Source organism: Sphingomonas sp. 66-10, assembly GCF_001897045.1.
In the GTDB taxonomy this organism is placed as follows: domain Bacteria; phylum Pseudomonadota; class Alphaproteobacteria; order Sphingomonadales; family Sphingomonadaceae; genus Sphingomonas; species Sphingomonas lycopersici.
Genome location: NZ_MKRR01000110.1, coordinates 19,055 through 42,360 on the forward strand (window position 1 = coordinate 19,055; position 23,306 = coordinate 42,360).

Sequence of the window (23,306 nt, forward strand, 5' to 3'; positions counted from 1 at the left end):
GAAGGCCCCGCCTGCGGTCGAGACGAAGGTGAAGCTGTCCGCCACCCCGGCATGATTGAGCGCCGCCACCGTGTCACCGCCGCCGGCCACCGACACGAGGCTGCCGTCCTGGGTCAGCGCCGCCGCGGTGCGGGCAAGCGCGACGGTCGCGGCGTCGAATGGCGGAGTCTCGAACGCGCCGAGCGGGCCGTTCCACACCAAAGTGCGGCAGGTCTTGAGCACATCGGCCAGCGCCTCGACCGCGGCCGGGCCGACGTCGAGGATCATCTCGTCCGCCGCGACCTGATGCACGTTGATCGTGCGCGTCGGCGGGTTGGCGCGGAATTCCTTCGCCACCACCACGTCATAGGGCAGATGGACGGTGCAGCCGGCGCGGTCCGCCGCTTCGAGGATCTCTTCAGCCGTGCCGGTAAGATCATGTTCGCACAGGCTTTTGCCGACGTTGACGCCACGCGCGGCGAGGAAGGTATTGGCCATCCCGCCGCCGATGATCAGATGATCGACCTTCGCCACCAGATGCTTGAGCACATCGAGCTTGGTCGAGACCTTGGCGCCGCCGACCACCGCCGCGACCGGATGCTCGGGGTTGCCGAGCGCCTTTTCCAGCGCGTCGAGTTCGGCTTCCATCGCGCGGCCGGCGAACGCCGGGAGGCGCCGCGCCAGTCCCTCGGTCGAGGCATGCGCGCGATGCGCCGCGGAGAAAGCGTCGTTGACGTAGAGATCGCCAAATTGCGCAAACCGCTCAATGACTTTCTCGTCATTCTTCTCTTCGCCCGAGAAGAAGCGCGTATTCTCCAGCACCGCGATGTCGCCCGCGACGAGCTCCGCCGCCGCCGCGTCGGCGCCTTCCCAGTCGATGAACTTAACCGGGCGCCCGAGCACATCGGCATAGGCTTCGGCGATCGGCGCCAGCGAATTCTCAACGCTCGGCTGCCCCTTGGGCCGCCCGAAATGCGCGAGGACGAGAACGATCGCACCCTTGTCGGCCAGTTCGGCGACGGTGGGAACGGTGGCGCGCAGCCGCGTGTCGTCGGTCACCCGGCCGTCGGCGACGGGAACGTTCAGATCCTCGCGGACGAGAACGCGCTTGCCGCGGACGTCACCGATATCGTCGAGCGTTCGGAAGGGTTTGGACATGATTGTTCGATCCTGATCTCATCCCCGACGGCGATTTCGCCGCCGGCGATCACCTGGGTACATACGCCGCCGCGCCAATCGGGGGTCAGCGCATCCTTGAGCCCCGGCGCCACCGCCTCCATGCGGCTGCACGGGTCGCATTCAACGGTCACTTCGAGCACGACATCGCCGATAACGATCCGCGCACCGGGAATTTGCGGCAGATCGACGCCCTCGACCAGCAGGTTCGCGCGACGCTCGGCCCAGCGCACATCCGCGCCCACCGCGGCCATTGCGCGATCCCAGTCGGCGCGCTCGATCAGCGTCACCTGCCTCTTATGCGGGCGCCCCTTGACGCCGCCGCGATAGTCGCCGGCGATGCCGCCTTCCAGCGTCACCGTCGCGCGGGCGATCGTTTCCATCGGCGCCTTGGGAAAGGCGTGACGCGCGATTCCGGCGAGGCGGCCGACGGCCGTCATTGCCTCCACCGATATCGCGCGTTGCCCATTACCCCAGCCGCGCCATCGCGGTCGCGGTGTCGACCATGCGGTTGGAGAAGCCCCATTCATTGTCGTACCAGCTGACGACGCGCACCAGCTTGCCGTCGATCACCGCGGTCTCCAGGCTGTCGACGGTCGACGAGGCCGGGGTGTGCATCAGATCGATCGAGACGAGCGGCTCGTCCGTGAAATCGAGGATGCCCTTGAGGCGGCCGGTTTCCGACGCGGCCTTGAGGATCTGGTTGACCTCTTCCTTGGTCGTGTCGCGCTTCGGGGTGAAGGTCAGATCGACGAGGCTGACGTCCGGGGTCGGCACGCGGATCGCCGAGCCGTCGAGCTTGCCCTTGAGTTCCGGGAGCACCTCGCCCACCGCGCGCGCCGCGCCGGTGGTGGTCGGGATCATCGACATCGCCGCAGCACGCGCGCGCCGCAGGTCCGGGTGGATCTGGTCGAGGATCTTCTGGTCGTTGGTATAAGCGTGGACGGTGGTCATCAGCCCGCGCTCGATGCCGATCGCGTCGTTGAGTACCTTCGCCACCGGGGCGAGGCAGTTGGTGGTGCACGATGCGTTCGACACGATCGTGTGGCTGGGCTCGAGCTTGTCGTCGTTGACGCCGTACACGACGGTGAGGTCGACATTCTTGCCCGGGGCGGAGATCAGCACCTTCTTGGCGCCAGCATCGATATGCTTCTGGCAGGACGCGCGGTCAGTGAAGAAGCCGGTGCATTCGAGCACCAGTTCGACCCCCAGTTCCTTGTGCGGCAGGTTGGCGGGATCGCGCTCGGCGGTGACGCGGATGCGCTTGCCGTCGACCACCAGATCCTGGCCCTCGGCGGTGACGGTGCCCGGCCAGCGGCCGTGGACGCTATCCCGCGAGAAGAGCCAGGCGTTCGACTTGGCATCGGCCAGATCGTTGATCGCGACCAGCTCGAGCTCGCCGCCGCGCTCCAGGATCGCGCGTGCCACCAGGCGGCCGATGCGCCCGAAACCGTTGATCGCAACCTTCGTCATAATAGCCTCATAACCTCCCGATACCGGTGGACCGCTCGCGGCGGGCAAAACCCTAAGGAACTCGCGCGTGCCTTTGCGCGAGGGACACGGCTTGCGTCAACCGTGCGATGGGCCGCGTGCGGCGGGCTTGTCCCGAAACCGGCTGGTTCCTATCGTGGCGCGATGACAGACCCCTCGCTGTTGCACCGGATCGAGGCGGCGGTCGCGCGGATCGAAGCCGCCGCCGCAGCCCAGCGCAAGGAGAGCGATTCGCTCGCGCGTCGCCACGCCACGTTGCGCGAAACGATGACGCGCGCCGTGGCCGCGCTCGACGAGATCATCGCAAAGGAAAATGGCTGATGGCGACGGTGACGCTGGAGATCGGCGACCACCGCTGGCCGGTCGCGTGCCGCGACGGCGAGGAAGCGCGACTCGAACTGCTGGGATCGATGATCGCCGAGCGCTGGCCCGATGCGGCGCGCGCCGCGGGCAATTCGGGGACGCTGCAGGCGCTGCTGCTTGCGGCGCTGATGCTGGCGGACGATCTGGCCGACGCGCAATCGGGCGGCGCGCGCACCCCGGAAGAGGCCGATGCGCTGGCCGCGGTCGCCGAGAAGCTCGAAGCGCTCGCGACACGCCTTGAGAAACGGCCCGCGAACCCCTAGATCGGTCGACGGCGGGCACTGCCCGGTACGAGCCAAGACTTATCCCTGAGGCTATTCATCATCCATGGGGGCTGTCCCTGCGCAGATCCTGGTCTGACGTACATGGTCCCCACCTGACGTACTGGGCGTCAGTGGATATTCCGGCAAACGGCCATGGCGGTCCCGCCACCGTCCTTTGATCCCGCTTGAGGCGGGGCGAGCAAAATATCATTCTCCACCCCGGCGAAGGCCGGGGTCCAGCTTCGAGCCGGTCGCAACTGGACCCCGGCCTTCGCCGGGGTGGAACGACAGGGGCTGGCATGATCGATCTGACCGACAAGAGTGCGATCCGCGCCGCCACCCGTGCCGCGCGCGCGCGCTTCGTCGCGGCGCACGGGCGGGTCGTGCCCTGCCCCGCCCCGTTTCGCACCCTCCTCTCGCACGGGCTGACGGTGGCAAGCTACGTCCCCGTCGGCAGCGAGGCCGATCCGATGACACTCGCGCGTGTCGCGGTCGAAGCCGGGTGCGCGATCGCGCTGCCGCATGTCGTCGATCGCGCCACCCCGATCCGTTTCCTCGCCTGGGATACCGAGGCGGCGCTGGCCGCCGGGCCGTTCGGCCTCTCGCAGCCGCACGACCATGCCGCCGAGCTCGAGCCCGATATCATCCTCACCCCGCTCGTCGCCTTCACCCGCGCGCTCGACCGGCTCGGGCAAGGCGCCGGGCATTACGACCGCGCCTTCGCGCGTTTTCCCGATGCGAAGCGGATCGGGGTTGCGCTTTCCGCGCAGGAAGTGAAGGCGCTGCCGGTCGATCCGTGGGACATGCCGCTCCACGCGATCGCCACCGAAAGGGAATGGATCACCGCATGACGCCAAGCTGGCGCAAACCTGCCGGGATGTTGATCATCCTCGCGCTCATCGCGATCTGGTGCGTCGCCGTCGTCAGCCTGTCGGGCATTGTCGGCGCGTGGCATTGGGCGCTGCAACTGCCGTTTTACATCGTCACCGGGATCATCTGGATCACGCCCTTGAAGCCGCTGCTACGCTGGATGGAGACCGGCCGCTGGCGTTGATGTTCTCATTTTGTTCTGATATTGTCGGGCAATGGATCATGCCCGCCCCCACCATGATCGCTCCAAGGCCCGCGCCGTGCGCGGCGCGACGCGCAACGATTCGAGCCGCCGCTTCAACCTGCCGCAGACCGAGGCGGACGGCGACTGGCTCGACGATCGCGACCTGATCGACGGCGAGCCGGCGCCGCTGCGCACCACGGTCACGATCGAGCGCCCCAAGACGATCATCAGCCGCAACAAATCGCCCGACGTGCCGTTCGATCGCTCGATCAACCCCTATCGCGGGTGCGAGCACGGCTGCATCTATTGCTTCGCGCGACCGACTCACGCCTTCCACGATCTCTCCCCCGGGCTCGATTTCGAGACCAAGCTGTTCGCCAAGCCCGATGCGGCCGAGCTGCTGCGCGCCGAACTCGCCAAGCCGGGCTACGCCTGCCAGCCGATGGCGATGGGGACCAACACCGATCCCTATCAGCCGATCGAGCGCGAATGGCGCGTCACCCGCGGGGTGATCGAGGTGCTCGCCGAATGCGATCACCCGTTGTTCATCACCACCAAATCGGATCGCGTGCTGCGCGATCTCGATCTGCTCGAGCCGATGGCGAAGAAGGGACTGGCGGCGGTGGCGGTGTCGGTCACCTCGCTGGTGCCGAAGATCGCGATGACGATCGAGCCGCGCGCGCCGCATCCCGAACGGCGGCTGACCGCGGTGCGCCGGCTCGCCGACGCCGGCGTCCCGGTTTACGTCAATATGGCGCCGGTGATCCCCGCGATCACCGACAGCGAGGTCGAGGCGATCGTCGAGCGCGCCGCAGAGGCGGGCGCACGCGGCGTCTCGTTCATCCCGGTGCGATTGCCCTATGAAGTGGCGCCCTTGTTCCGCGCGTGGCTCGACGAGCATTTCCCCGATCGCGCGGGCAAGGTGATGTCGATCATCAACTCGCTGCGCGGCGGCAAGGACAATGATCCCAATTTCTTCGCCCGGATGCGCGGACAAGGCGCCTGGGCCGAGCTGCTGCGCGCGCGCTTCCTCATCGCGCGGCGCCGCTTCGGGATCGATCGCAACGGCGAGAAGATGCAGCTCCGCACCGATCTGTTCCACCCGCCGCGCGGGGCCCAGGGGGAATTGTTCTGATCCCCCCGTCATCCCCGCGGAGGTGGGGATCCATTCTGGCTGGCCTCTCGATTCTTTCCCCGACCTGGGCGAATGGATTCCCGCCTTCGCGGGAATGGCGTTGGTGGGCAATTGGCGCCGGGGCTGGACCCTTCACCGCTCAGGCGCGTAGGATCGGGGGCAAAGGAGAGCCCCCCCCCATGACCACCACGATCGACCGCCAGACCGACTGGAGCGCGATCGGCGCCGCCGAGCTTGCCGATGTGATCGCGCTGCGCCGCGCGATCCACGCCGAGCCCGAGATCGGCAACCATTGCCCGCGCACCACCGCCAAGCTCAAGGCCGCGCTGGAGGGGCTGCCGCTCGAAATCCACGACAGCACCTCGACCACCGGCTTCGTCGCGATCCTGCGCGGCGGGCAGGCCGGCACCGGCAGCAATACCCGCACCGTGCTGCTGCGCGGCGATATGGACGCGCTGCCGATGACCGAGGAAACCGGGCTCGATTTCGCCTCGACCACCCCCGGCGCGATGCATGCCTGCGGGCATGACGCGCATAGCGCGATGCTCGCCGGCGCGGCCAAGGCGTTGTGCGCGCGCAAGGACGAACTCGCGGGCACGATCGTGTTCATGTTCCAGCCCGGCGAGGAAGGGCATCACGGCGCGCGCTTCATGATCGAGGACGGGCTGCTCGATATCGCCAAGCCCGATGCCGCCTTCGCGCTGCATATCTCGCCCAACGCCCCGGCGGGCGTGTTCATCGGGCGCGAGGGGCCGCTGCTCGCCTCGACCGACACGTTCAACGTGAAGATCCGCGGCAAAGGCGGCCACGCCGCGATGCCACACGACGCGATCGATCCGATCCCGGTCGGGTGCGAGGTGGTCGTCGCGCTGCAGACCTTCATCGCGCGCCGCATCCCGGTATCCGACCCGGCGGTGCTGACCGTCACCCAGATCCACGCCGGGGCGTCGTATAACGTCATCCCAGACGAGGTGGAGTTGAAGGGCACGCTACGTACGCTCTCCGAAACGACGCGCGAGAAGGGCCGCGAGGCGATCCGTCATGTCGTCGCGCAGATCGCCGCCGCGCACGGTTGCACCGCCCAGGTCGAGATCAAGCCGGGCTATCCGGTGACGATGTGCGATCCGCGCGCGACCGGGATCATGCGCGCGCTGGCGACCGAGATTTCGGGCGAAGGCGGCTGGTCGACGATGCCCGCGCCGATGATGGGCGGGGAGGATTTCTCCTATGTGCTGCGCGAAGTGCCCGGCGCGATGGCGTTCATCGGGGTCGCCAGCGAGGGCAGCGACCCGCGTACCAATCCCCCGCTGCACAATGTGAAGATGACGATCGACGAAGCGACGATGGCCAAGGGCGTCGCGATGCACGTCGCGGCGGCGGAACGGTTTTTGTCGAACGGGTTCGACTGAGCCCGCGTTTCCAGCCCTGCTCCGTCATTCCCGCGAAGGCGGGAATCCATAAACGCTGAGCGTTCGATGCTATCGCGGAGGCCGACCGGAATGGATTCCCGCCTTCGCGGGAATGACGAGGAAAGCTTTGGCGGCGCGCGCCCTACCCCGCCACTGCCGCCGCGATCGCCAGCGTGCGCCGCGCCTCGTCGCGGTGGAGCAGTTCGACCATCTTCCCCGCGACGCGGATCGCGCCGCGCCCGGCATTGGCCGGATCGTCGAACGCCGCAACGATCGTGCGCGCCCAGGCGACTTCCTCCTCGCTCGGACTGAACACCGCATTGGCCGGCGCGATCTGCGCCGGGTGGATCAGCGTCTTGCCGTCGAACCCCCAGGCCAGCCCCTGCCGGCATTCCGCCTCGACGCGTGCGAGGTCGTCGATCGTGTTGCACACGCCGTCGAGCGCCGCGAGCCCCGCCATCCGCGCGCACAGTACCAGTTGCGAGATCGCCGGCAGCAACGGCGCGCGATCCACGCCGGGGCGGCAGCGCATTTCCTTGGCGAGATCATTGGGGCCGAGCACCAATACCGCCAGCCCGGTCGCCGCCGCCGCACCGACGATCGCCGGCAGATCGACGATTCCCCGACACGTCTCGATCATCGCCCATAAGGCCGGCCCGTTGCCGAGCGCAGCGCGCGCCTCGCGCAACGTCTCGGGCGAGGAGACCTTGGGCAGCAACACCGCATCGGGCGGCACCTTGGCGATCGCGGCAAGATCCGCCGCCCCCCATTCGCTGTCGAGGCCGTTAGCGCGCACCACCAGTTCGCGCCGCCCGAACCCGCCTTCACGCACCGCCGCCACCGCCTGCTCGCGCGCCAGTTCCTTCTGGTCGGGCGATACCGCATCCTCGAGATCGAGGATCACCACGTCGCAATCGAGCCCGCGCGCCTTCTCGATCGCGCGCACATTCGACGCGGGCATATAAAGCGCGCTGCGCCGGGGCCTGATCACAGCCGCGCCTCCACCTGATCATGGAAGGTGCGGATGCCGCCTTCCATCGCGCCGATCGTCAGCCGCTCGATCGCGCCCGAGGCCAGTCCCTCCTGCCCCAGCGCAGCGGCACGGAAATCTTCCCCGCCGAACACCCCGGCGTCGAGCAACTCCCAGCTCTTTTCCCAATGTTTCAGCGCCTTTTCGGTCGCGGGCGGTTCGGGGATCAGCATGAAATCCTCCACCAGCACGCGATCGTGCGCCTGCGGCATCAGCACCATCAGATTCACATAATCGGGGCTGACGATCAGCACCGTTCCGGGAAACATCTGATAGGTAAAGGTGATCGCCGAGCGCAGCGTGGGCCAGTCGCCCGCCCGCACCGCCGCCGCCTCGACCTCGCGCCCGACCGCCGAGCGCAAATGCGACCCGATCGTATCGGCGGTCGACACCCCGTCCTTGAAGAACGGCCCGATCGTGTTCGCGTGGAGACGGAGCACATGATAACTTTCGAGGAACGCATCCATGATCAGCTTCCAATTGGCCGCCACATCATGCGTCCGCCGCCGGAACAGATGCAGCCCGGCGAGCCCGAAGGCGTCGAAATCGTGCCCGAGCGCGTCGGCCTCGGCGAAATCGGCCGCTTCGTCGAAGCTGAACCAGATCAGCCCGCCCGCCTCGCGCGTGGGCAATCGCTTGAGCCCGTAATCGGCCTTGTCGAGGCCCGGAAAGGCATCGGTGCGCGGCAACCCGACGAGCGTGCCGTCGAGCGCATAGCTCCACGCATGATAGGGGCAGACCAGCCGCCCGCCGCACACGATCTCGCCACCCTCGACCAGCCGCGTCCCGCGATGCCGGCAGACGTTGAGGAAGACATGCGCCTCCCCCGCCTTGTCGCGGGTGACGAGCAGCGGCTTGTCGAACCCGTCATGCGCCACCGCCATATTGGGCTCGGGCAGCAGCGCAGAGGGCGCGATCACCAGCGGCGCATGCGCGAAGATGCGCTGCTGCTCGGCGGTGTGCCGCGCCGGATCGGTATAAGCGGCGGCGTCGACATAGGTGATGCGCGCCGCCCGCTCGGTGCCGCCGTCGGCCAGCGCCGCCGCCAGCGCGAGCTGCCCGGCGGTTGGCTGGAGGCGACCGGTGGGTGCGTTCATGGCTGTCCTCTCACACTTTTCCCGCTAGGGTCCAAACCCGCTCAGGACAACGCCGTGACGGAGCGGATTTTGGCGCCAGGCTAGGAGCAAGGAGGGAGCGATGCCCATGCATCGTAACCGACGCGCGACGACGCCTGGCGCCAAAATCCGCCCGCCCCGAAGGGGTCGCCCGGAGAAGCCCGATGGTCAGCGTCGCTTGCTTGCGCGTAGCACGGCTACGCGTCTGCGCTACACTCCTTGCCAGCGGGCTTCTCCGGGCGATCACGACGTTGTCCTGAGCGGGTTTGGACCCTAAGTGTCGCGGATGCGAATGCGGGGAGCAAGGGGCGAGATGGAAGCAGCGACCGGACGGACGTGGCTGGATGGCGTGCGTCCCTATGTCGAGAAGGCACCCCTGGCGGCGCTGGCGCTGGGGATTTCGTCGGGCTTTCCTTATGCGATGATCGGCGCGACGCTCACCACCCGGCTGGCGCAGAGCGGGATCGACAAGAAGACGGTGACGGCGTTCAGCCTCGCCTTCCTCGTCTACAATCTCAAATTCCTCTGGGCCTGGGCAGTCGACGGCGTGCGGTTGCCGGTGATCGGGCGGCTCGGGCAGCGCGTGTCGTGGCTGCTCGTCGCGGGGACGCTGGTGATCGCCGCGGTCGTCCATCTCGCGCTGATCGATCCCAAGGCGGATATCGCCGCGACCGCCTTCGCCGCGATCCTCGTCGGCGCGGCCGGATCGACCTTCGACATCGTGATCGACGCCTATCGCATCGAGATATTGGAGCCACGCCAATTGGGCGTCGGCGCCGGGATGAGCCAATATGGCTGGCGGATCGGATCGGCCGGCGCGGGCGCGCTCGCGCTGGTGATCGCCGCGCGCCACGGATGGAGCCTCGCCTATCTCGCCTGCGCCGGGCTCGCGCTGCCCGCAATGCTCGCCGGACTGATCGTCGGCGAGCCCGAGCGGCGACATGTCGTCGCCCCGCGCAAGGGGCTCGCGGCCGCGCTCGAGGCGATCTGGCGCCCGTTCGTGCAATTCTTCGCGCGCCCCGGCGCGGTGATCATCCTTGCCTTCATCCTGATCCATAAGATCGGCGACACGCTCGCCAACCTCACCTTCCGCCTGCTGTTCGACGACCTCAAGTTCAGCAATGACGAGATCGCCTTCTACGACGTCGGGCTCGGCTTCTGGGCCTATCTGATCGGCATCTTCGTCGGCGGGGTGCTCTATGCGCGGATGGGGATGAAGCGATCGGTTTTGCTGTCGCTCGTCCTGATGGCGATATCGAACCTCAGCTTCGCCGGGCTCGCCGCGGCGGGGCATTCGAACATCGGCATGGCCGGCGCGATCGGATTCGAGAATTTCGCCAGCGGGTTCGGCGGGGTGGCGGTCGTCGCTTATTTCTCGGCTTTGTGCGACCTGCGCTTCACCGCGGCGCAATATGCGCTGATCTCCGCGGCGGCGAGCATCCTCGGACGGATCGTCACCGGCACCACCGCCGGGGCGTTGATCGAGGCGATGGGCTATGTGAACTTCTATCTCTTCACCACGCTGATCGCGCTGCCCGGGGTCGCGCTGTTCTGGTGGATGAGCCGGACCGGGATGGTCGACCGGTCGATCGGCAGCGCCGGGGTGGTCGAGGGTGACGAGGGCTGAACGCTTCGCCCTGAGCCCGGTCCCTCCCCGCCGTTCGGGCTGAGCCTGTCGAAGCCCTGCCCTTTTCTTCGAAAGGAAGAAGGGCAGCTCTTCGACGAGCTCGGGGCGACCGGATCATATTTCGCGCAATGCCCCTCAAACGCAACAAACCCCGGCGCAATGGCCGGGGTTCGAAAGCGTCCTAAAACGGTCGAGCGCTAAAATACTTAGCGGCTGGCAACCTGATCGAGGCTGTCCTGCGCCACCGGGCCGGTGGTCGAGACCGGGATTTCGGTCACCGAGCGATCGTGCGCGGCGAGCAGGTAATCGGCGGTGGTGAGGAACGGGATCGGGTTCACCGCATGCCCGTCGATACGGACCTCATAATGGAGGTGCGGTCCGGTGGAGCGACCCGTCGAACCCATCAGTGCGATCAGCTGCCCGCGCTTCACGCGCGTATTGTCGCTGACCAGGATCTTCGAAAGATGGCCGTAGCGGGTGGCGATGCCCTTGCCATGATCGATCTCGACCATGTTGCCATAACCGCCCATCCGCTCCGCATGGGCGACGACGCCGTCTGCGGTGGCATAGATCGGAGTGCCGACCGGACCGGGGATGTCGACCCCGGCGTGCATCGCGGCGGTGCCCCGGAAGGGATCGCTGCGGATGCCGAAATTGCTGGTGAAGGAAAGCTTCTGGACCGGCTGGACCGAAGGAATGGCGATCGAGCCATGCTCCATCGTGTCCATCTTCTTCCAGGTCATGAACAGCGACCGGAATTGCGCGTCGCCGCCGACCTCGCTCGCCGCGCCGACGGTGCTGGCGGAAATCATCGGCCCGCCGACCGCGCCGCGCGTCGCGACCTGCGCGGTCCGCGCCTGCTCCGCATCGGGGGCGGCGTTCGCTGCGGTGCCGACGCCGGCGCACACCAGAGCGGCGGCGCAAAGCGCGGCGCTCCGGCCGAACCCGCGAACAAGCTGCGATGAAGAAAGCTGCGACATTGGCGACCCATCGTTGCGCGATCGACGCCAGAGGAGCCCGGCGACGTTCGTCTTCAATCTGTTCGGATCGCACCCCCGCGCCCGGACAAATGGGTTGTGGCTCACGCTGTCGTTTTTATGCAAGCGCCGCACGGCAATAGCGCGTCGGGGCGCACCGAAGCTGCGTTGAGTCGTTGGAACGAGCGACGAAAAGCTTCGTCGCTGGCACCTGAACGGGGGCTTAAAGCGCGTCGGACAAGCAAATTCGCCGTGGTTTTGCCCGCGTCAAAGCTTGACTTCGAAGCTAATTGTTACTACAAAAAGATGTGATAATCGTTTGGGATGAGCCGAAGCGCGAAGCTAACCTCGCCAAGCACGGCATCGATTTCGCCGACGTCGACGAGGCGTTTTTCGCAGAAGCCCTGATCGGTGAAGCGAGGAACGGCCGTTACTTCGCGATCGGCGAACTGAACGGTGTAATCGTAGTCATCTTCGCGAAGCTCGGGACGGAGGGGATTTCAATCGTTTCCGCGCGCCCGGCGAACCGAAAGGAAAGGAACCTGTTGCCGTGACAGCCCCGAAATATACCCAGGCCGACCTGGACGCGGTGTCGGACAACCCGGAATTGACCGCCGAAGACATCGCCAAGGCGGTTCCGTTCGCGCAGGCGTTTCCCGAACTGGCCGCCAAAATGCGCGCAACGCGCGGTCCGCAGAAAGCCGCTACCAAGATCAGCACGACGATCCGGCTCTCCCCCGAAGTGCTGAACCACTTCAAGGCCGGCGGCCCCGGTTGGCAGCGCCGCATCGACGAAGCGCTGCGCCACGCTATCGGTCTCTGACGGCCCGGCCGGTCACACCATCGCCATCAGGCTCGCATTGCCGCCGGCGGCGGTGGTGTTGATCGAGGTCGAGACCTCCTCGACCAGCCAGTCGAGCCGATAGCCCGATGCCCCCGTGGTCTGCGGGAGCACGATCGGCCCGGGCAGCGCGGCGAGCGCCTCCAGCGCCGCCCGCACCCGTTCGGCATCGCCCTCGATCAGCGCGCCGGCGAACGGCCCCGCTTCCGGCCAATCGGCGATACGGCGGACGCGGTGCGCCACGCTGTCGGGCAGGCCGTCGAGCAGCGCGGCCTTGCCCGCCACCACCACGTCATTCCCCCCGGCAAGCGCCGCGCCGAGCTGCTCGATCAACCCCTCATAGGTCTGCGGCAGCAACAGCACCCGCCCGCGCGGATGCAGCGCATAGACGTTGCGTTCGCCGACCGGCCCCGGCAGCGTCACCTCGCCGCCGACCAGCGAGGCGCTGATCGCCTCGCGCACCCGCGCCGCGGCGCCGACATCCCCCGCCTCCTCGAGCCACAGCGCCAAATCGCGCGCAGCGGGATCGGCGGCGTTGGACGAGAGCCGCGGTGGCACCGGCGCGCCGCTCACCAGCCGGCCGAGATAGAGCGGACCGCCCGCTTTGGGCCCGGTACCCGAAAGTCCGCGCCCGCCGAACGGCTGCACCCCCACCACCGCGCCGATCACGTTGCGGTTGATGTAGAGATTGCCCGCCTTCACTCGCTGGGTGACATGCGCGATCGTCTCGTCGAGCCGAGTATGCAAGCCGAAGGTCAGGCCATAGCCGGTCGCGTTGATCGCATCGATCAGCCGGTCGAGCGCGTTGCGCCGGAAGCGGACGACGTGCAGCACCGGTCCGAACACCTCGCGCTCCAGATCGGCGATATCGTCAAGCTCGATGATCGTCGGTGGGACGAAGGTGCCGTGCGCGGTCTCGCCGGCCAGCGCGATCTGCTCGACCGCGCGGCCCATTCCGCGCATCCGCTCGATATGCCGCTCGATATTGGCCTTGGCCTCGGCGGTGATCACCGGGCCGATATCGACCGCGAGCCGATCGGTCCGCCCGATCGACAGTTCGTGGAGCGCGCCCTTGATCATCGCCAGCGTACGATCGGCGATATCCTCCTGCAGACACAGGACGCGCAGCGCCGAGCAGCGCTGCCCCGCGCTGTCGAAGGCGGAGGCGATCACGTCCGCCACCACCTGCTCGGCGAGCGCCGAGGAATCGACGATCATCGCATTCTGCCCGCCGGTCTCGGCGATCAGCGGGATCGGCGCGCCGTCGGCGGAAAGCCGCGTGGCGAGTTCGCGCTGGATCAGCCGCGCCACCTCGGTCGAGCCGGTGAACATCACCGCCGCTGCCTCGGGCGCGCCGACCAGCGCCGCGCCGATTGCACCGTCGCCGGGGAGCAATTGCAGCGCATCCGCCGGAATGCCCGCTTCGTGGAGGATCGCGACGCCCTGCGCGGCGATCAGCGGGGTTTCCTCGGCCGGCTTGGCGAGGACGCTATTGCCCGCGACCAAAGCCGCGGCAATCTGCCCGGTGAAGATCGCCAGCGGGAAATTCCACGGGCTGATGCAGACGACCGGGCCGAGCGGGCGATGCGCCGGCCCCAGCGTCCGCCGCGCCTGATCGGCATAATAATGCAGGAAATCGATCGCCTCGCGCACCTCGGCGATCGCATTGGGGAGCGACTTGCCCGCCTCGCGCACGATCAGCCCGAGCAATGCCGGCATCCGCGCCTGCATAATCTCCGCTGCGCGATCGAGGCACGCGGCGCGATCGCCGGGCGCCACCGCGGCCCAGCTCGGCGCGGCGGCAGCCGCACGGGTGACGGCGGCACGCGCCGCCTCCGGCGACACCTCGATCACCGTGCCGACACGATCGCGCTGGTCGGCCGGGTTGAGCACCGCTCTCGGCGTCCCCTCCCCGTCGGCCGGCGCGGCGCGCCAGTCGTTGCCGGCGCCTGCCCGCATCGTCTCGCCCAGCGCGGCGAGCGCGGTCTCGTCGGAGAGATCGATACCCGCGGAATTGACCCGCGCGCCGTACAGTTCGCGCGGCAAAGCGATCTGCGGATGCTTCTGCCCGACGACCGGCATCGCGCGCACCGCTTCGACCGGATCGGCGACGAGATCGGCGATCGACACTTCGGGATCGGCGATGCGGTTGACGAACGAGGAATTCGCCCCGTTCTCTAGCAAGCGCCGCACGAGATAGGCGAGCAATGTCTCGTGCGTCCCGACCGGCGCATAGATGCGGCACGGCCGGTCGAGCTTGTCCGCCCCGACCACCTCGTCGTAGAGCGGCTCGCCCATGCCGTGGAGGCACTGGAATTCGTAGCGGCCGAGCGCAAAGTCCGGCCCTGCCATCTCATAGATCGTCGCCAGCGTCTGCGCATTGTGCGTGGCGAATTGCGGGAACACCCGATCGGTCGCCGCGAGCAGCTTCCGCGCACAGGCGATATAGGCGACGTCGGTGTGGATCTTGCGGGTATAGACCGGGAAACCGGCGAGCCCGTCGACCTGTGCGCGCTTGATCTCGGCGTCCCAATAAGCGCCCTTGACCAGCCGGACCATGATCCGCCGATCCGCGCGCGCGGCGAGATCGACGATCCAGTCGATCACGAACGGGCAGCGCTTGCCATAAGCCTGCACGACGAAGCCGAGCCCGTTCCACCCCGCGAGATCGGGGTCGAGCGCGAGGCTTTCGAGCAGGTCGAGCGACAGTTCGAGCCGGTCGGCCTCCTCCGCGTCGATGTTGAAGCCGATGTCATAGCCTTTGGCGAGCAGCGCCAGCGTCTTCACATGCGGCAAGAGTTCGCCCATCACCCGCGCGGCCTGCGAGCGGGCGTAGCGCGGGTGGAGCGCGGAGAGCTTGATCGAAATCCCCGGCCCGCCATAGACGCCGCGCCCGCCCGACGCCTTGCCGATCGCGTGGATCGCCGCCTCGTAATCGCGATAGTAACGCTCGGCATCGGCGGCAGTGGTCGCCGCCTCGCCGAGCATGTCGTAGCTATATTGGAAACCGCGCGCTTCGAGGTCGCGCGCGCGCTTCAGCGCCTGCTCGATCGTCTCGCCGGTGACGAATTGCTCACCCATCATCCGCATCGCCATATCGACCCCGCGGCGGATCACCGGCTCGCCGGCGCGCGCGATCAGCCGGGTCAGCGCGGAGGCGAGCCCGCTGTCGTTGACGCTGCTGGTCAGCTTGCCGGTGACCACCAGCCCCCAGGTCGCGGCGTTGACGAACAAGGAGCGCCCGTCGCCGAGATGCGCGCGCCAGTCGCCCCCGGCGATCTTGTCGCGGATCAGCGCATCGCGCGTCGCGTCGTCGGGGATGCGCAACAACGCCTCGGCGAGGCACATCAGCGCGACGCCCTCCTGGCTCGACAGCGCATATTCGTGGACCAGCCCCTCCACGCCGTCGCCCTTGTGCTTGGCGCGCAGCGCGGTGATCAGCTTGGTCGCGGTCGCGGCCGCCGCGGCGGTTACCGGCGCAGGGAGCGTGGCCTGATCGAGCAACGCCGCGACGCACTCGGGCTCGGGGCGGCGATAGGCGGCGGTGATCGCCTGTCGCAGCGCGGTCTGCGGGCGGATCGGCGGGGCGAAATCGGCGAACAGCGGGGAGAGATCGGTCATCCGCGGCCCTTAGCAGATTCGCTATTGGCGTTCCGCCCAATCATCGGGCAGAATCAATGCAGATTTCCCTCATTTCACCCGGAAGACAGATCGAATGGACGGAAAATACCCGATCAAAGGTGAAATCGACGCCTTCGATCGCCGTATCCTCGACGCGCTGCGCGACGACGGGCGGATGTCGATCACCGAATTGGCGAAACGGGTCGGGCTGTCGAAGACGCCGACGCAGGTGCGGCTCAAGCGGCTGATCGACGAGCGCTATATCCGCGGCTTCCGTGCGGTGATCGATCCGGCCAAATTGGGGCTCGACCATATCGCCTTCGCCGAGGTGAAATTGTCCGACACGCGCGAGGCGGCGCTCGACGAATTCCGCCGCGCAGTGCTCAAGATCCCCGAGGTCGAGGAATGCCATATGATCGCGAGCAGCTTCGATTATCTGCTCAAGGTGCGCACCGCCGACATCCGCCGCTATCGCATCGTGCTCGGCGAGCGGATTTCCAGCCTGCCGCATGTCGCGAGCACCTCGACCTTCGTCGCGATGGAAACGATCAGGGATGCGGCGGTGTAATAGAGCTTAAGCGCACAACCTCCCGCCGTTCGGGCTGAGCCTGTCGAAGCCCTGCCCTTCTTCCGACGAAGAAATACAGCCCTTCGACAAGCTCAGGGCGAGGGGTGAAGGCGAACCTAAAGCTCCGTCCGCACCCGCCACAATTCGGGGAACAGCTCCACCTCCAACATCTTGCGCAGATAGGCCGCGCCCGCGGTGCCGCCCGAGCCGCGCTTCAGCCCGATGATCCGCTCCACCGTGGTGACGTGGTTGAAACGCCAGCGGCGAAAATAATCCTCCAGATCGACGAGCTTCTCGGCCAGTTCGTAGGCCTCCCAATGTTCCTCGGGCGCCTGGTAGATCAGCTTCCACGCCGCGATCGCCGCGGGTTCCACCTCGCGCGTCTTGCGCCAGTCGCGCGGCATCCCGCCGATCGCGAAGCCGCGCCGTTCGAGCAGCATCAGCGCCTCGTCGTACAGGCTCGGCGCGGCGAGGATCGCCTCCAGCCCGGCGGTCACCTCGTCGCGATGCGCGTGGACCGCCAGCGTCGCGGTATTGCGGTTGCCGAGCAGGAATTCGATCGCGCGATATTGCCACGACTGGAAGCCCGAGGATTGCCCGAGCGACCCGCGGAATTCGGTATATTCGCTCGGCGTCATCGTCCGCAGCACGTCCCACGCACTGTTGAGCTGTTCGAAGATCCGCGCGACGCGGGTCAGCATCTTGAACGCGGGCTGGAGCCGATCGGCGCGGATCGCCGCCATCGCGCCGCGCAATTCGTGGACGACGAGCTTCATCCACAATTCGGAGGTCTGGTGCTGGATGACGAACAGCATCTCGTCATGCGCGGTGGAGAGCGGCGCCTGCGCATCGAGGATGCGATCGAGCTTGAGATAATCGCCATAGGACATCGCATCCGAAAAATCGCGCCGCGCGCCGCTCGCCGGATCGTCATGGTCGGTCACATTGGGTTCCATTCGCCTGTCCTATGCGGAATCGGTCGCGATGGATATCGGGCGTAACCTTTTGATCAAGAGGCTGGCGCTAGGATCGTGCGATGCCCGCGCTCCCGCTTCTCGCCGCCGCCACGACCGACAATGGCCACACCGGCGTCGCGCGCCCGCGCACCGCGCCCGAGTTGTCGGACATCGCTTTGTTCGTCGTCGCGGTGGCGATCGTGTGGCTGACGCGGCGCGCCTTGCGCCGCCGGATGCGCAAGGACCCGCCGCAAGGAGGTTGACCGCGCGCGCGCCACGCGGCACCGCTACGGGCATGGCCGACGATACGCTCGATCGCCTCGAGGCGACGATCCGCGCGCGCAAGGACGCCGCGGCGATGAAATCCTATACCGCCAGCCTGTTCTTCCAGGGGCGCAGCCGCATTGCGCAGAAACTGGGCGAAGAGGCGATCGAGACCGTGATCGCCGCCACCTCGGGCGACGATGCGTCGATCGTCCCGGAGGCCGCCGATCTGATCTTCCATTTGCTCGTGCTGCTCGCCGACGCCGATCTCGGGCTCGACGACGTGCGCCGCGAGCTGGAACGGCGCGAAGGCCAGTCGGGCCACGATGAAAAGGCCGGCCGCCCCCTTTCCTTCCGCCCCGAATAGGAGGCCCCCGATGGCCGTCGACGCCACCCTGCCCTATGACGACCAGAATATCTTCGCGCGCATCCTGCGCGACGAAATCCCCTCGCGCCGCGCGTACGAGGACGATTACGCGCTCGCCTTCCACGATATCGCACCCTGGGCGCCGACGCACATCCTGGTGATTCCCAAGGGCAAATACGTCTCGTGGGACGATTTCACCGCACGCGCCTCGGATGCCGAGATCACCGGCTTCGTCCGCGCGGTGGGCAAGGTGGCGCGCGATCAGGGGCTGGTCGAGCCGGGCTATCGCCTGCTCGCCAACACGGGGCTCGATTCGCACGCCGAGGTGCCGCACCTCCACGTCCATATCCTCGCCGGCCGCCCGCTCGGCCCGATGCTGGTGCAGAACGACAGCCGGCGCTGAATCTTCATTCTGCTCCCCTCCCTTGAACAAGGGAGAGGCCGGAGGTGAGCTGGCCTGCGAGGAAGCGCGCCGGTATCCCCCCATACCCACCCCACCCCCAGCCCCTCCCTTCACGAGTGAGGCGAGCCGAGAGCGCGCGCGCGTTGCGTGCCGTAACGGCCCGTAATCCATTTAACGCGTTCGGGCTTTGCTCTCGCGGCTTTCGCCGCTAGTTTCGCGCGCTTCACGCATTCAGGCCGTCCGGGGGGCGGTCGAGGGAGGATTATGGCAACCAGACCCGCAGAAGGTCTTCTCGGGCGGATGATGCTTCGCAAGACGGTGGAGCAGGTCCAGCGCGAGACCCAATCAAGCGAGCTGAAACGAACACTCAGCGCCGCGAATCTCGTCTTTCTCGGTATCGGCTGCATCATCGGCGCCGGCATCTTCGTTCGTACCGGCAATGCCGCGGCGCTTCACGCCGGGCCGGCCGTGGTCATTTCGTTCATCGTCGCCGGCGTGATCTGCGGGCTCGCCGGCCTCTGCTATGCCGAGCTTTCCTCGACATTGCCGGTATCGGGTTCAGCCTATACCTATTCCTACACCACGATCGGCGAATTCGCCGCGTGGGTGATGGGCGCGCTGCTGCTGCTCGAATATGGCCTTGCCGCCTCGGTCGTGGCGGTCGGCTGGTCGGGCTATGTCGTGTCGCTGCTCGGCGATTACGGGATCAACATCCCCGTCGAGTTGACCGGGCCGACCGGGCACGCGATCGTCAAGGGCGGCAGCGCGGTGCTCGACGCGAACGGCGCGCCGCTGACCTATCTGTTCAACCTCCCCGCCTTTGCGATCTGCGCGCTGCTCGGCGCATTGCTCGTCATCGGGGTGAGCGAGAGCGCGAAGGTCAACAACGCGATCGTCGTGATCAAGGTGGCGGTGATCCTCGCCTTCATCGCGATCGTCGGCTGGTTCGTGATCCAGAATATCGGCACGCTCAAGGCCAATTGGCAGCCGTTCATCCCGCCCGCTTCGGGGGACAAGGGCGAATTCGGCTGGGGCGGCATCATGCGCGCGGCCTCGATCGTGTTCTTCGCCTATATCGGGTTCGAGGCGGTCTCCACCGCCGGGCAGGAAGCCAAGAATCCGGCACGCGACATGCCGATCGGGATCATCGGCAGCCTCGTCGTCTGCACCGTGATCTATATGCTGGTCTCGGTCTCGATGACGCTGATCGTCAACTATAAGATGCTCAACGTGCCGGATCCGGTCGCGGTGGCGGTCGACGCACTCGGCCCGCAGTGGAGCTGGTTCGCCAAGATCGTCAAGGTCGGCGCAATCGTCGGCCTCACCTCGGTGGTGCTGGTGCTGATGTACGGCCAGACGCGCATCTTCTACACGATGGCGCGCGACGGGCTGCTGCCGCGCATCTTCTCCAGCGTCCACCCGCGTTTCAAGACGCCGTGGATCAACACGATCGTCGTGGCGATCGTCGTGGCCGGCGCGGCGGGCTTCTTCGACATCAACACGCTCGGCGATATGACCTCGGTCGGCACGCTGGCGGCGTTCGGCATCGTCTGCCTGACGGTGATCTATCTGCGCCGCTCGCACCCGCATCTGCCGCGCGGGTTCCGCGTGCCTTTCTATCCGGTGGTGCCGGTGCTCGGCATCCTGTTCTGCTTCGGGCTGATCTATTCGGTCGAGACCCGCGTGCTGCTGTTCTTCCTGTGGTATACGATCGGCGCGATCGTACTCTATTTCGTCTACGGGATGCGCAATTCGCGGCTCGCCAAGGGCCTCGACGAAGAACCCGGCCCCGATATGGGCGAATATGTCGCCCCGGTCGGCGAGCAGCCGTAATCTGACACTTCTGCCTGTTCGCCCCTTCGCAAGAATGGGGCGGACGGGTTAGAGGGCTGGCATGACCGCCCTCCCCACTTCCGATACCGAAGCCGCCGCCGAACTGGAGCGGCTGGCCGGCGAAATCGCCCACCATAATCGGCTCTATCATACCGACGACGCGCCGGAGATTTCCGACGCCGATTATGACGCGCTGGTCCGTCGCAACAATGCGATCGAGGCGGCCTTCCCGCATCTGATCCGCGCCGATTCGCCGTCGCGCATCGTCGGCGCCGCGCCCGCTTCGCATCTCGCCAAAGTCGCGCATGCCAAGCCGATGACCAGCCTCGACAATGCCTTCGCCGACGAGGATGTCGCGGAATTCGTCGCGCGCGTCCGTCGTTTCCTGCGGCTCGCCGACGATACGCCGGTCGCGCTGACGGCCGAGCCCAAGATCGACGGCCTGTCCTGCTCGCTGCGCTACGAGAACCGCCGCCTCGTCCAGGCGCTGACCCGCGGCGACGGGACGACCGGCGAGGACGTCACCGCCAATGTCGCGACGATCGGCGATATCCCCAAGACGCTCCCCGCCGACGCCCCCGAATTGTTCGAGGTGCGCGGCGAGGTCTATATGGCCAAGGCCGATTTCACCGCGCTCAACGCGCGGCTCGCGGCCGAGGCGGCGGAGACCGGCAAGGAGGCGCGCCAGTTCGCCAACCCGCGCAACGCCGCCGCCGGCTCGCTGCGCCAGAAGGACGCGACCGTCACCGCCAGCCGCCCGCTGCGTTTCCTCGCGCACGGCTGGGGCGAGGTCTCCGCGCTCCCCGGCACGACGCAGAGCGCGGTCGTCGCGGCGATTCGCACCTGGGGCTTCCCGGTCGCCGAGGGCTTTACCTGCGTCGAGGATACCGCCGCGGCGCTCGCACATTATCGCGCGATCGAGGCGATGCGCGCCGATCTGCCGTTCGACATCGACGGCGTGGTCTACAAAGTCGACCGGCTCGACTGGCAGGAGCGGCTCGGCTTCGTCGCGCGCGCGCCGCGCTGGGCGATCGCGCACAAATTTCCCGCCGAGCGCGCGCAGACCACGATCGAGGCGATCGACATCCAGGTCGGCCGCACCGGCAAGCTCACCCCCGTCGCGCGGCTCGTTCCCGTCACGGTCGGCGGCGTGGTCGTCTCCAACGCGACGCTGCACAATGCCGATGAGATCGCCCGGCTCGATGCGCATCCCGGCGATCGCGTCGTGATCCAGCGCGCCGGCGACGTGATCCCGCAGATCGTCGAGAATCTCTCGCGCGAGGAAGGCCGCGATCCCTGGCCCTTCCCCACGCACTGCCCCGAATGCAGATCGGAAGCGGTGCGCGAGCCGGGCGAGGTCGACTGGCGCTGTTCGGGCGGGCTGGTCTGCCCGGCGCAACAGGTCGAGCGGCTGCGCCATTTCGCTTCGCGCCACGCGCTCGATATCGAGGGGCTGGGGATCACCAATATCGAGAATTTCTTCGCCGACGGGTTGATCGCGCGGCCGGCGGACATCTTCCGCGTCACCGCCGAGCAATTGCTCGCGCGCGAGCGCTGGGCGGAGGTCTCGGCCAACAATCTCGTCGCGGCGATCGACGCGCGGCGCAATCCCCCGCTCGATCGCTTGCTCTTCGCGCTCGGCATCCGCCACGTCGGCGAGGTCACCGCGCGCGATCTCGCGCGCCGCTGGCAGAGCTGGGCGGCGTTCCGCGCGATGATCGCGACGGGGATCGAGAAGCGCGACACGATGCTCCAGGCGATCGGCGAGAGCGACGACAAATTGCTCCAGCGCACCGCCAAGGAACTCGCCGCGATCGTCGATACCAAACAGGTCGGCCCCGAAGTGGCGCTGGCGCTGATCGATTTCTTTGCCGAGCCGCAGAACGACGCCGCGGTCGAGGATCTGCTGACCGAGCTGACCCCCGCCGACGTGATCCACGAGACCCGCGCCTCGGAGGTATCGGGCAAGACGGTCGTCTTCACCGGCACGCTCGAGACGATGAGCCGCGATGAGGCCAAGGCGCAGGCCGAATCGCTCGGCGCGCGGGTGGCAGGATCGGTCTCGGCCAAGACCGACCTCGTCGTCGCCGGCCCCGGCGCGGGATCGAAGGCGAAAAAGGCCGCCGACCTCGGCATCCGCGTGGTCGACGAGGCCGGCTGGCAGGCGATCGTCGCCGCGGCGGGGTGATGGCGTCGCGAGCGGAGGTGCGTTGTCCGCACCGCCCCCAAAATGCCCTCGCAATGGAGCTATTTGTTCTTTTAAAACGGGTACATAAAGGGGCTTTCTGCTTTTTCCTCCGCTTGCGCCGTGATAGTTTTTTGCGCCCACATATGTGGGAAGCAACGGGAGCCTACAGTGAAAGCATTTATCGCTATCACAGCAGCGGCTGTGTCCATCACATCTCCGCTCAATGTTGCCATCGCACAAACGAGCGTAGGTCAATGCCTCGAAGAATGTGGCGACGCTTACTATCGAGACATGTATAATTGTGCCATTCGATATGGATCGAGCGTCGAAGGGGAATATTGCCAATATGGCGTTGGCCAGGAGCGAGATTCCTGCGTCTATTTCTGCAATCTCGAAGGAGCTTCGCTCTCCTCGGAAAAACCCCGTACCGACCGCTTCCGGCCGAGTGAAATCAACGCGGAACATCTACCCGCTTTATGATACCGGTTTAAAATAGGCAGATTGTCCAAATCATTGGAGCCGAGCGGGATTACGGTCGGCTACGCGCTCCGCTGTGCTCGATCGATTGGACGAGCATTCGGAATTGATGCGGATCATCCACCCCGGGGGTCCTGAGCCAGAAAGGCCGCGCGCAGCTCAGGACTGC

At 67.0% G+C, this 23,306-nt stretch carries 24 protein-coding genes; 16 read left to right on the forward strand and 8 right to left on the reverse strand.

Annotated features, from left to right (window positions below):
* The 3 genes from BGN95_RS10655 to gap all read right to left on the reverse strand — a co-directional run.
* Nucleotides 1-1,137: phosphoglycerate kinase (locus tag BGN95_RS10655; RefSeq protein WP_286772592.1), on the reverse strand; the 1,137-nt coding region annotated here is incomplete at its 3' end.
* On the reverse strand, nt 1,062-1,595 hold the full coding sequence (locus BGN95_RS10660) for an MOSC domain-containing protein (RefSeq protein ID WP_353744699.1): 534 nt from the start codon (nt 1,593-1,595) through the stop codon (nt 1,062-1,064). The genes BGN95_RS10660 and BGN95_RS10655, both read right to left, overlap by 76 nt.
* A gap of 28 nt (nt 1,596-1,623) precedes the next feature.
* Nucleotides 1,624-2,628: a type I glyceraldehyde-3-phosphate dehydrogenase gene (gap, locus tag BGN95_RS10665; protein WP_218850056.1), complete on the reverse strand. Its 1,005-nt coding sequence runs from the start codon at nt 2,626-2,628 to the stop codon at nt 1,624-1,626.
* 162 nt (nt 2,629-2,790) lie between these two features.
* Between gap and BGN95_RS10670 the strand changes: the two genes are divergently transcribed.
* The 6 genes from BGN95_RS10670 (at nt 2,791) to BGN95_RS10695 (ending at nt 6,870) form a co-directional block, all read left to right on the forward strand.
* Nucleotides 2,791-2,967 carry a hypothetical protein gene (locus tag BGN95_RS10670; protein WP_179511423.1) on the forward strand — a complete coding sequence of 59 codons (177 nt, stop codon included), beginning with the start codon at nt 2,791-2,793 and terminating at the stop codon, nt 2,965-2,967.
* Nucleotides 2,967-3,272, forward strand: a complete 306-nt coding sequence (zapA, locus tag BGN95_RS10675) for a cell division protein ZapA (RefSeq protein WP_179511422.1) — start codon at nt 2,967-2,969, stop codon at nt 3,270-3,272. Before BGN95_RS10670 ends, zapA begins: the two co-directional genes overlap by 1 nt.
* 299 nt (nt 3,273-3,571) lie before the next feature.
* Entirely contained in the window at nt 3,572-4,123 is a 552-nt protein-coding gene (locus tag BGN95_RS10680) for a 5-formyltetrahydrofolate cyclo-ligase (protein WP_286772593.1), read from the forward strand.
* On the forward strand, nt 4,120-4,326 hold the full coding sequence (locus BGN95_RS10685) for a DUF2842 domain-containing protein (RefSeq protein ID WP_179511420.1): 207 nt from the start codon (nt 4,120-4,122) through the stop codon (nt 4,324-4,326). Before BGN95_RS10680 ends, BGN95_RS10685 begins: the two co-directional genes overlap by 4 nt.
* 31 nt (nt 4,327-4,357) lie before the next feature.
* Nucleotides 4,358-5,461: a PA0069 family radical SAM protein gene (locus BGN95_RS10690; protein ID WP_179511419.1), complete on the forward strand. Its 1,104-nt coding sequence runs from the start codon at nt 4,358-4,360 to the stop codon at nt 5,459-5,461.
* A gap of 179 nt (nt 5,462-5,640) precedes the next feature.
* The gene (locus BGN95_RS10695) at nt 5,641-6,870 is read left to right on the forward strand and encodes a M20 metallopeptidase family protein (RefSeq protein WP_286772594.1); all 1,230 of its coding nucleotides are present in this window, start codon (nt 5,641-5,643) and stop codon (nt 6,868-6,870) included.
* Between the two features lie 142 nt (nt 6,871-7,012).
* On the opposite strand, the gene BGN95_RS10700 is transcribed toward BGN95_RS10695, so the two are convergent.
* Together BGN95_RS10700 and BGN95_RS10705 are read right to left on the reverse strand one after the other, a co-directional pair.
* On the reverse strand, nt 7,013-7,858 hold the full coding sequence (locus tag BGN95_RS10700) for an HpcH/HpaI aldolase/citrate lyase family protein (RefSeq protein ID WP_286772604.1): 846 nt from the start codon (nt 7,856-7,858) through the stop codon (nt 7,013-7,015).
* Nucleotides 7,858-8,997 carry an aromatic ring-hydroxylating oxygenase subunit alpha gene (locus BGN95_RS10705; RefSeq protein WP_286772595.1) on the reverse strand — a complete coding sequence of 380 codons (1,140 nt, stop codon included), beginning with the start codon at nt 8,995-8,997 and terminating at the stop codon, nt 7,858-7,860. Before BGN95_RS10705 ends, BGN95_RS10700 begins: the two co-directional genes overlap by 1 nt.
* 331 nt (nt 8,998-9,328) lie before the next feature.
* Here BGN95_RS10705 and BGN95_RS10710 point away from each other — a divergent pair, with 331 nt between their 5' ends.
* On the forward strand, nt 9,329-10,642 hold the full coding sequence (locus BGN95_RS10710; protein ID WP_179511415.1) for an AmpG family muropeptide MFS transporter: 1,314 nt from the start codon (nt 9,329-9,331) through the stop codon (nt 10,640-10,642).
* 206 nt (nt 10,643-10,848) lie between these two features.
* Here BGN95_RS10710 and BGN95_RS10715 read toward each other — a convergent pair whose 3' ends face one another.
* The gene (locus BGN95_RS10715; RefSeq protein WP_265271108.1) at nt 10,849-11,622 is read right to left on the reverse strand and encodes a M23 family metallopeptidase; all 774 of its coding nucleotides are present in this window, start codon (nt 11,620-11,622) and stop codon (nt 10,849-10,851) included.
* 287 nt (nt 11,623-11,909) lie between these two features.
* Between BGN95_RS10715 and BGN95_RS10720 the strand changes: the two genes are divergently transcribed.
* Both BGN95_RS10720 and BGN95_RS10725 read left to right on the forward strand, forming a co-directional pair.
* Complete coding sequence (locus BGN95_RS10720) at nt 11,910-12,173, forward strand: BrnT family toxin (protein WP_265312831.1); 264 nt, start codon at nt 11,910-11,912, stop codon at nt 12,171-12,173.
* A complete protein-coding gene (locus tag BGN95_RS10725; protein WP_179511414.1) occupies nt 12,170-12,442 on the forward strand; it encodes a BrnA antitoxin family protein in 273 nt (90 codons plus the stop codon). Before BGN95_RS10720 ends, BGN95_RS10725 begins: the two co-directional genes overlap by 4 nt.
* A 12-nt stretch (nt 12,443-12,454) precedes the next feature.
* Here BGN95_RS10725 and putA read toward each other — a convergent pair whose 3' ends face one another.
* Nucleotides 12,455-16,081, reverse strand: coding sequence for a trifunctional transcriptional regulator/proline dehydrogenase/L-glutamate gamma-semialdehyde dehydrogenase (gene putA, locus BGN95_RS10730; protein ID WP_286772596.1), 3,627 nt, complete (start codon nt 16,079-16,081; stop codon nt 12,455-12,457).
* 94 nt (nt 16,082-16,175) lie between these two features.
* Between putA and BGN95_RS10735 the strand changes: the two genes are divergently transcribed.
* Nucleotides 16,176-16,649, forward strand: coding sequence for an Lrp/AsnC family transcriptional regulator (locus BGN95_RS10735; protein WP_265312833.1), 474 nt, complete (start codon nt 16,176-16,178; stop codon nt 16,647-16,649).
* A gap of 116 nt (nt 16,650-16,765) precedes the next feature.
* Here BGN95_RS10735 and kynA read toward each other — a convergent pair whose 3' ends face one another.
* Nucleotides 16,766-17,593 (reverse strand): tryptophan 2,3-dioxygenase, encoded by an 828-nt coding sequence (kynA, locus tag BGN95_RS10740; protein ID WP_265271097.1) that lies wholly within the window; start codon nt 17,591-17,593, stop codon nt 16,766-16,768.
* A 92-nt stretch (nt 17,594-17,685) separates the two neighbouring features.
* Here kynA and BGN95_RS10745 point away from each other — a divergent pair, with 92 nt between their 5' ends.
* The 6 genes from BGN95_RS10745 to BGN95_RS10770 all read left to right on the forward strand — a co-directional run bounded on the left by BGN95_RS10745 (nt 17,686) and on the right by BGN95_RS10770 (nt 23,140).
* Nucleotides 17,686-17,868 carry a hypothetical protein gene (locus tag BGN95_RS10745; protein ID WP_265312835.1) on the forward strand — a complete coding sequence of 61 codons (183 nt, stop codon included), beginning with the start codon at nt 17,686-17,688 and terminating at the stop codon, nt 17,866-17,868.
* Between the two features lie 32 nt (nt 17,869-17,900).
* On the forward strand, nt 17,901-18,236 hold the full coding sequence (locus tag BGN95_RS10750; protein WP_265271121.1) for a phosphoribosyl-ATP diphosphatase: 336 nt from the start codon (nt 17,901-17,903) through the stop codon (nt 18,234-18,236).
* Nucleotides 18,237-18,246: 10 nt separating this feature from the next.
* Nucleotides 18,247-18,639: a histidine triad nucleotide-binding protein gene (locus BGN95_RS10755; protein WP_286772597.1), complete on the forward strand. Its 393-nt coding sequence runs from the start codon at nt 18,247-18,249 to the stop codon at nt 18,637-18,639.
* A 264-nt stretch (nt 18,640-18,903) separates the two neighbouring features.
* Complete coding sequence (locus BGN95_RS10760) at nt 18,904-20,472, forward strand: amino acid permease (protein ID WP_286772598.1); 1,569 nt, start codon at nt 18,904-18,906, stop codon at nt 20,470-20,472.
* A gap of 61 nt (nt 20,473-20,533) precedes the next feature.
* Nucleotides 20,534-22,660 carry an NAD-dependent DNA ligase LigA gene (gene ligA, locus BGN95_RS10765; RefSeq protein WP_286772599.1) on the forward strand — a complete coding sequence of 709 codons (2,127 nt, stop codon included), beginning with the start codon at nt 20,534-20,536 and terminating at the stop codon, nt 22,658-22,660.
* A gap of 168 nt (nt 22,661-22,828) precedes the next feature.
* Nucleotides 22,829-23,140 carry a hypothetical protein gene (locus tag BGN95_RS10770; protein WP_179511407.1) on the forward strand — a complete coding sequence of 104 codons (312 nt, stop codon included), beginning with the start codon at nt 22,829-22,831 and terminating at the stop codon, nt 23,138-23,140.
* Nucleotides 23,141-23,306: the final 166 nt, after the last annotated feature.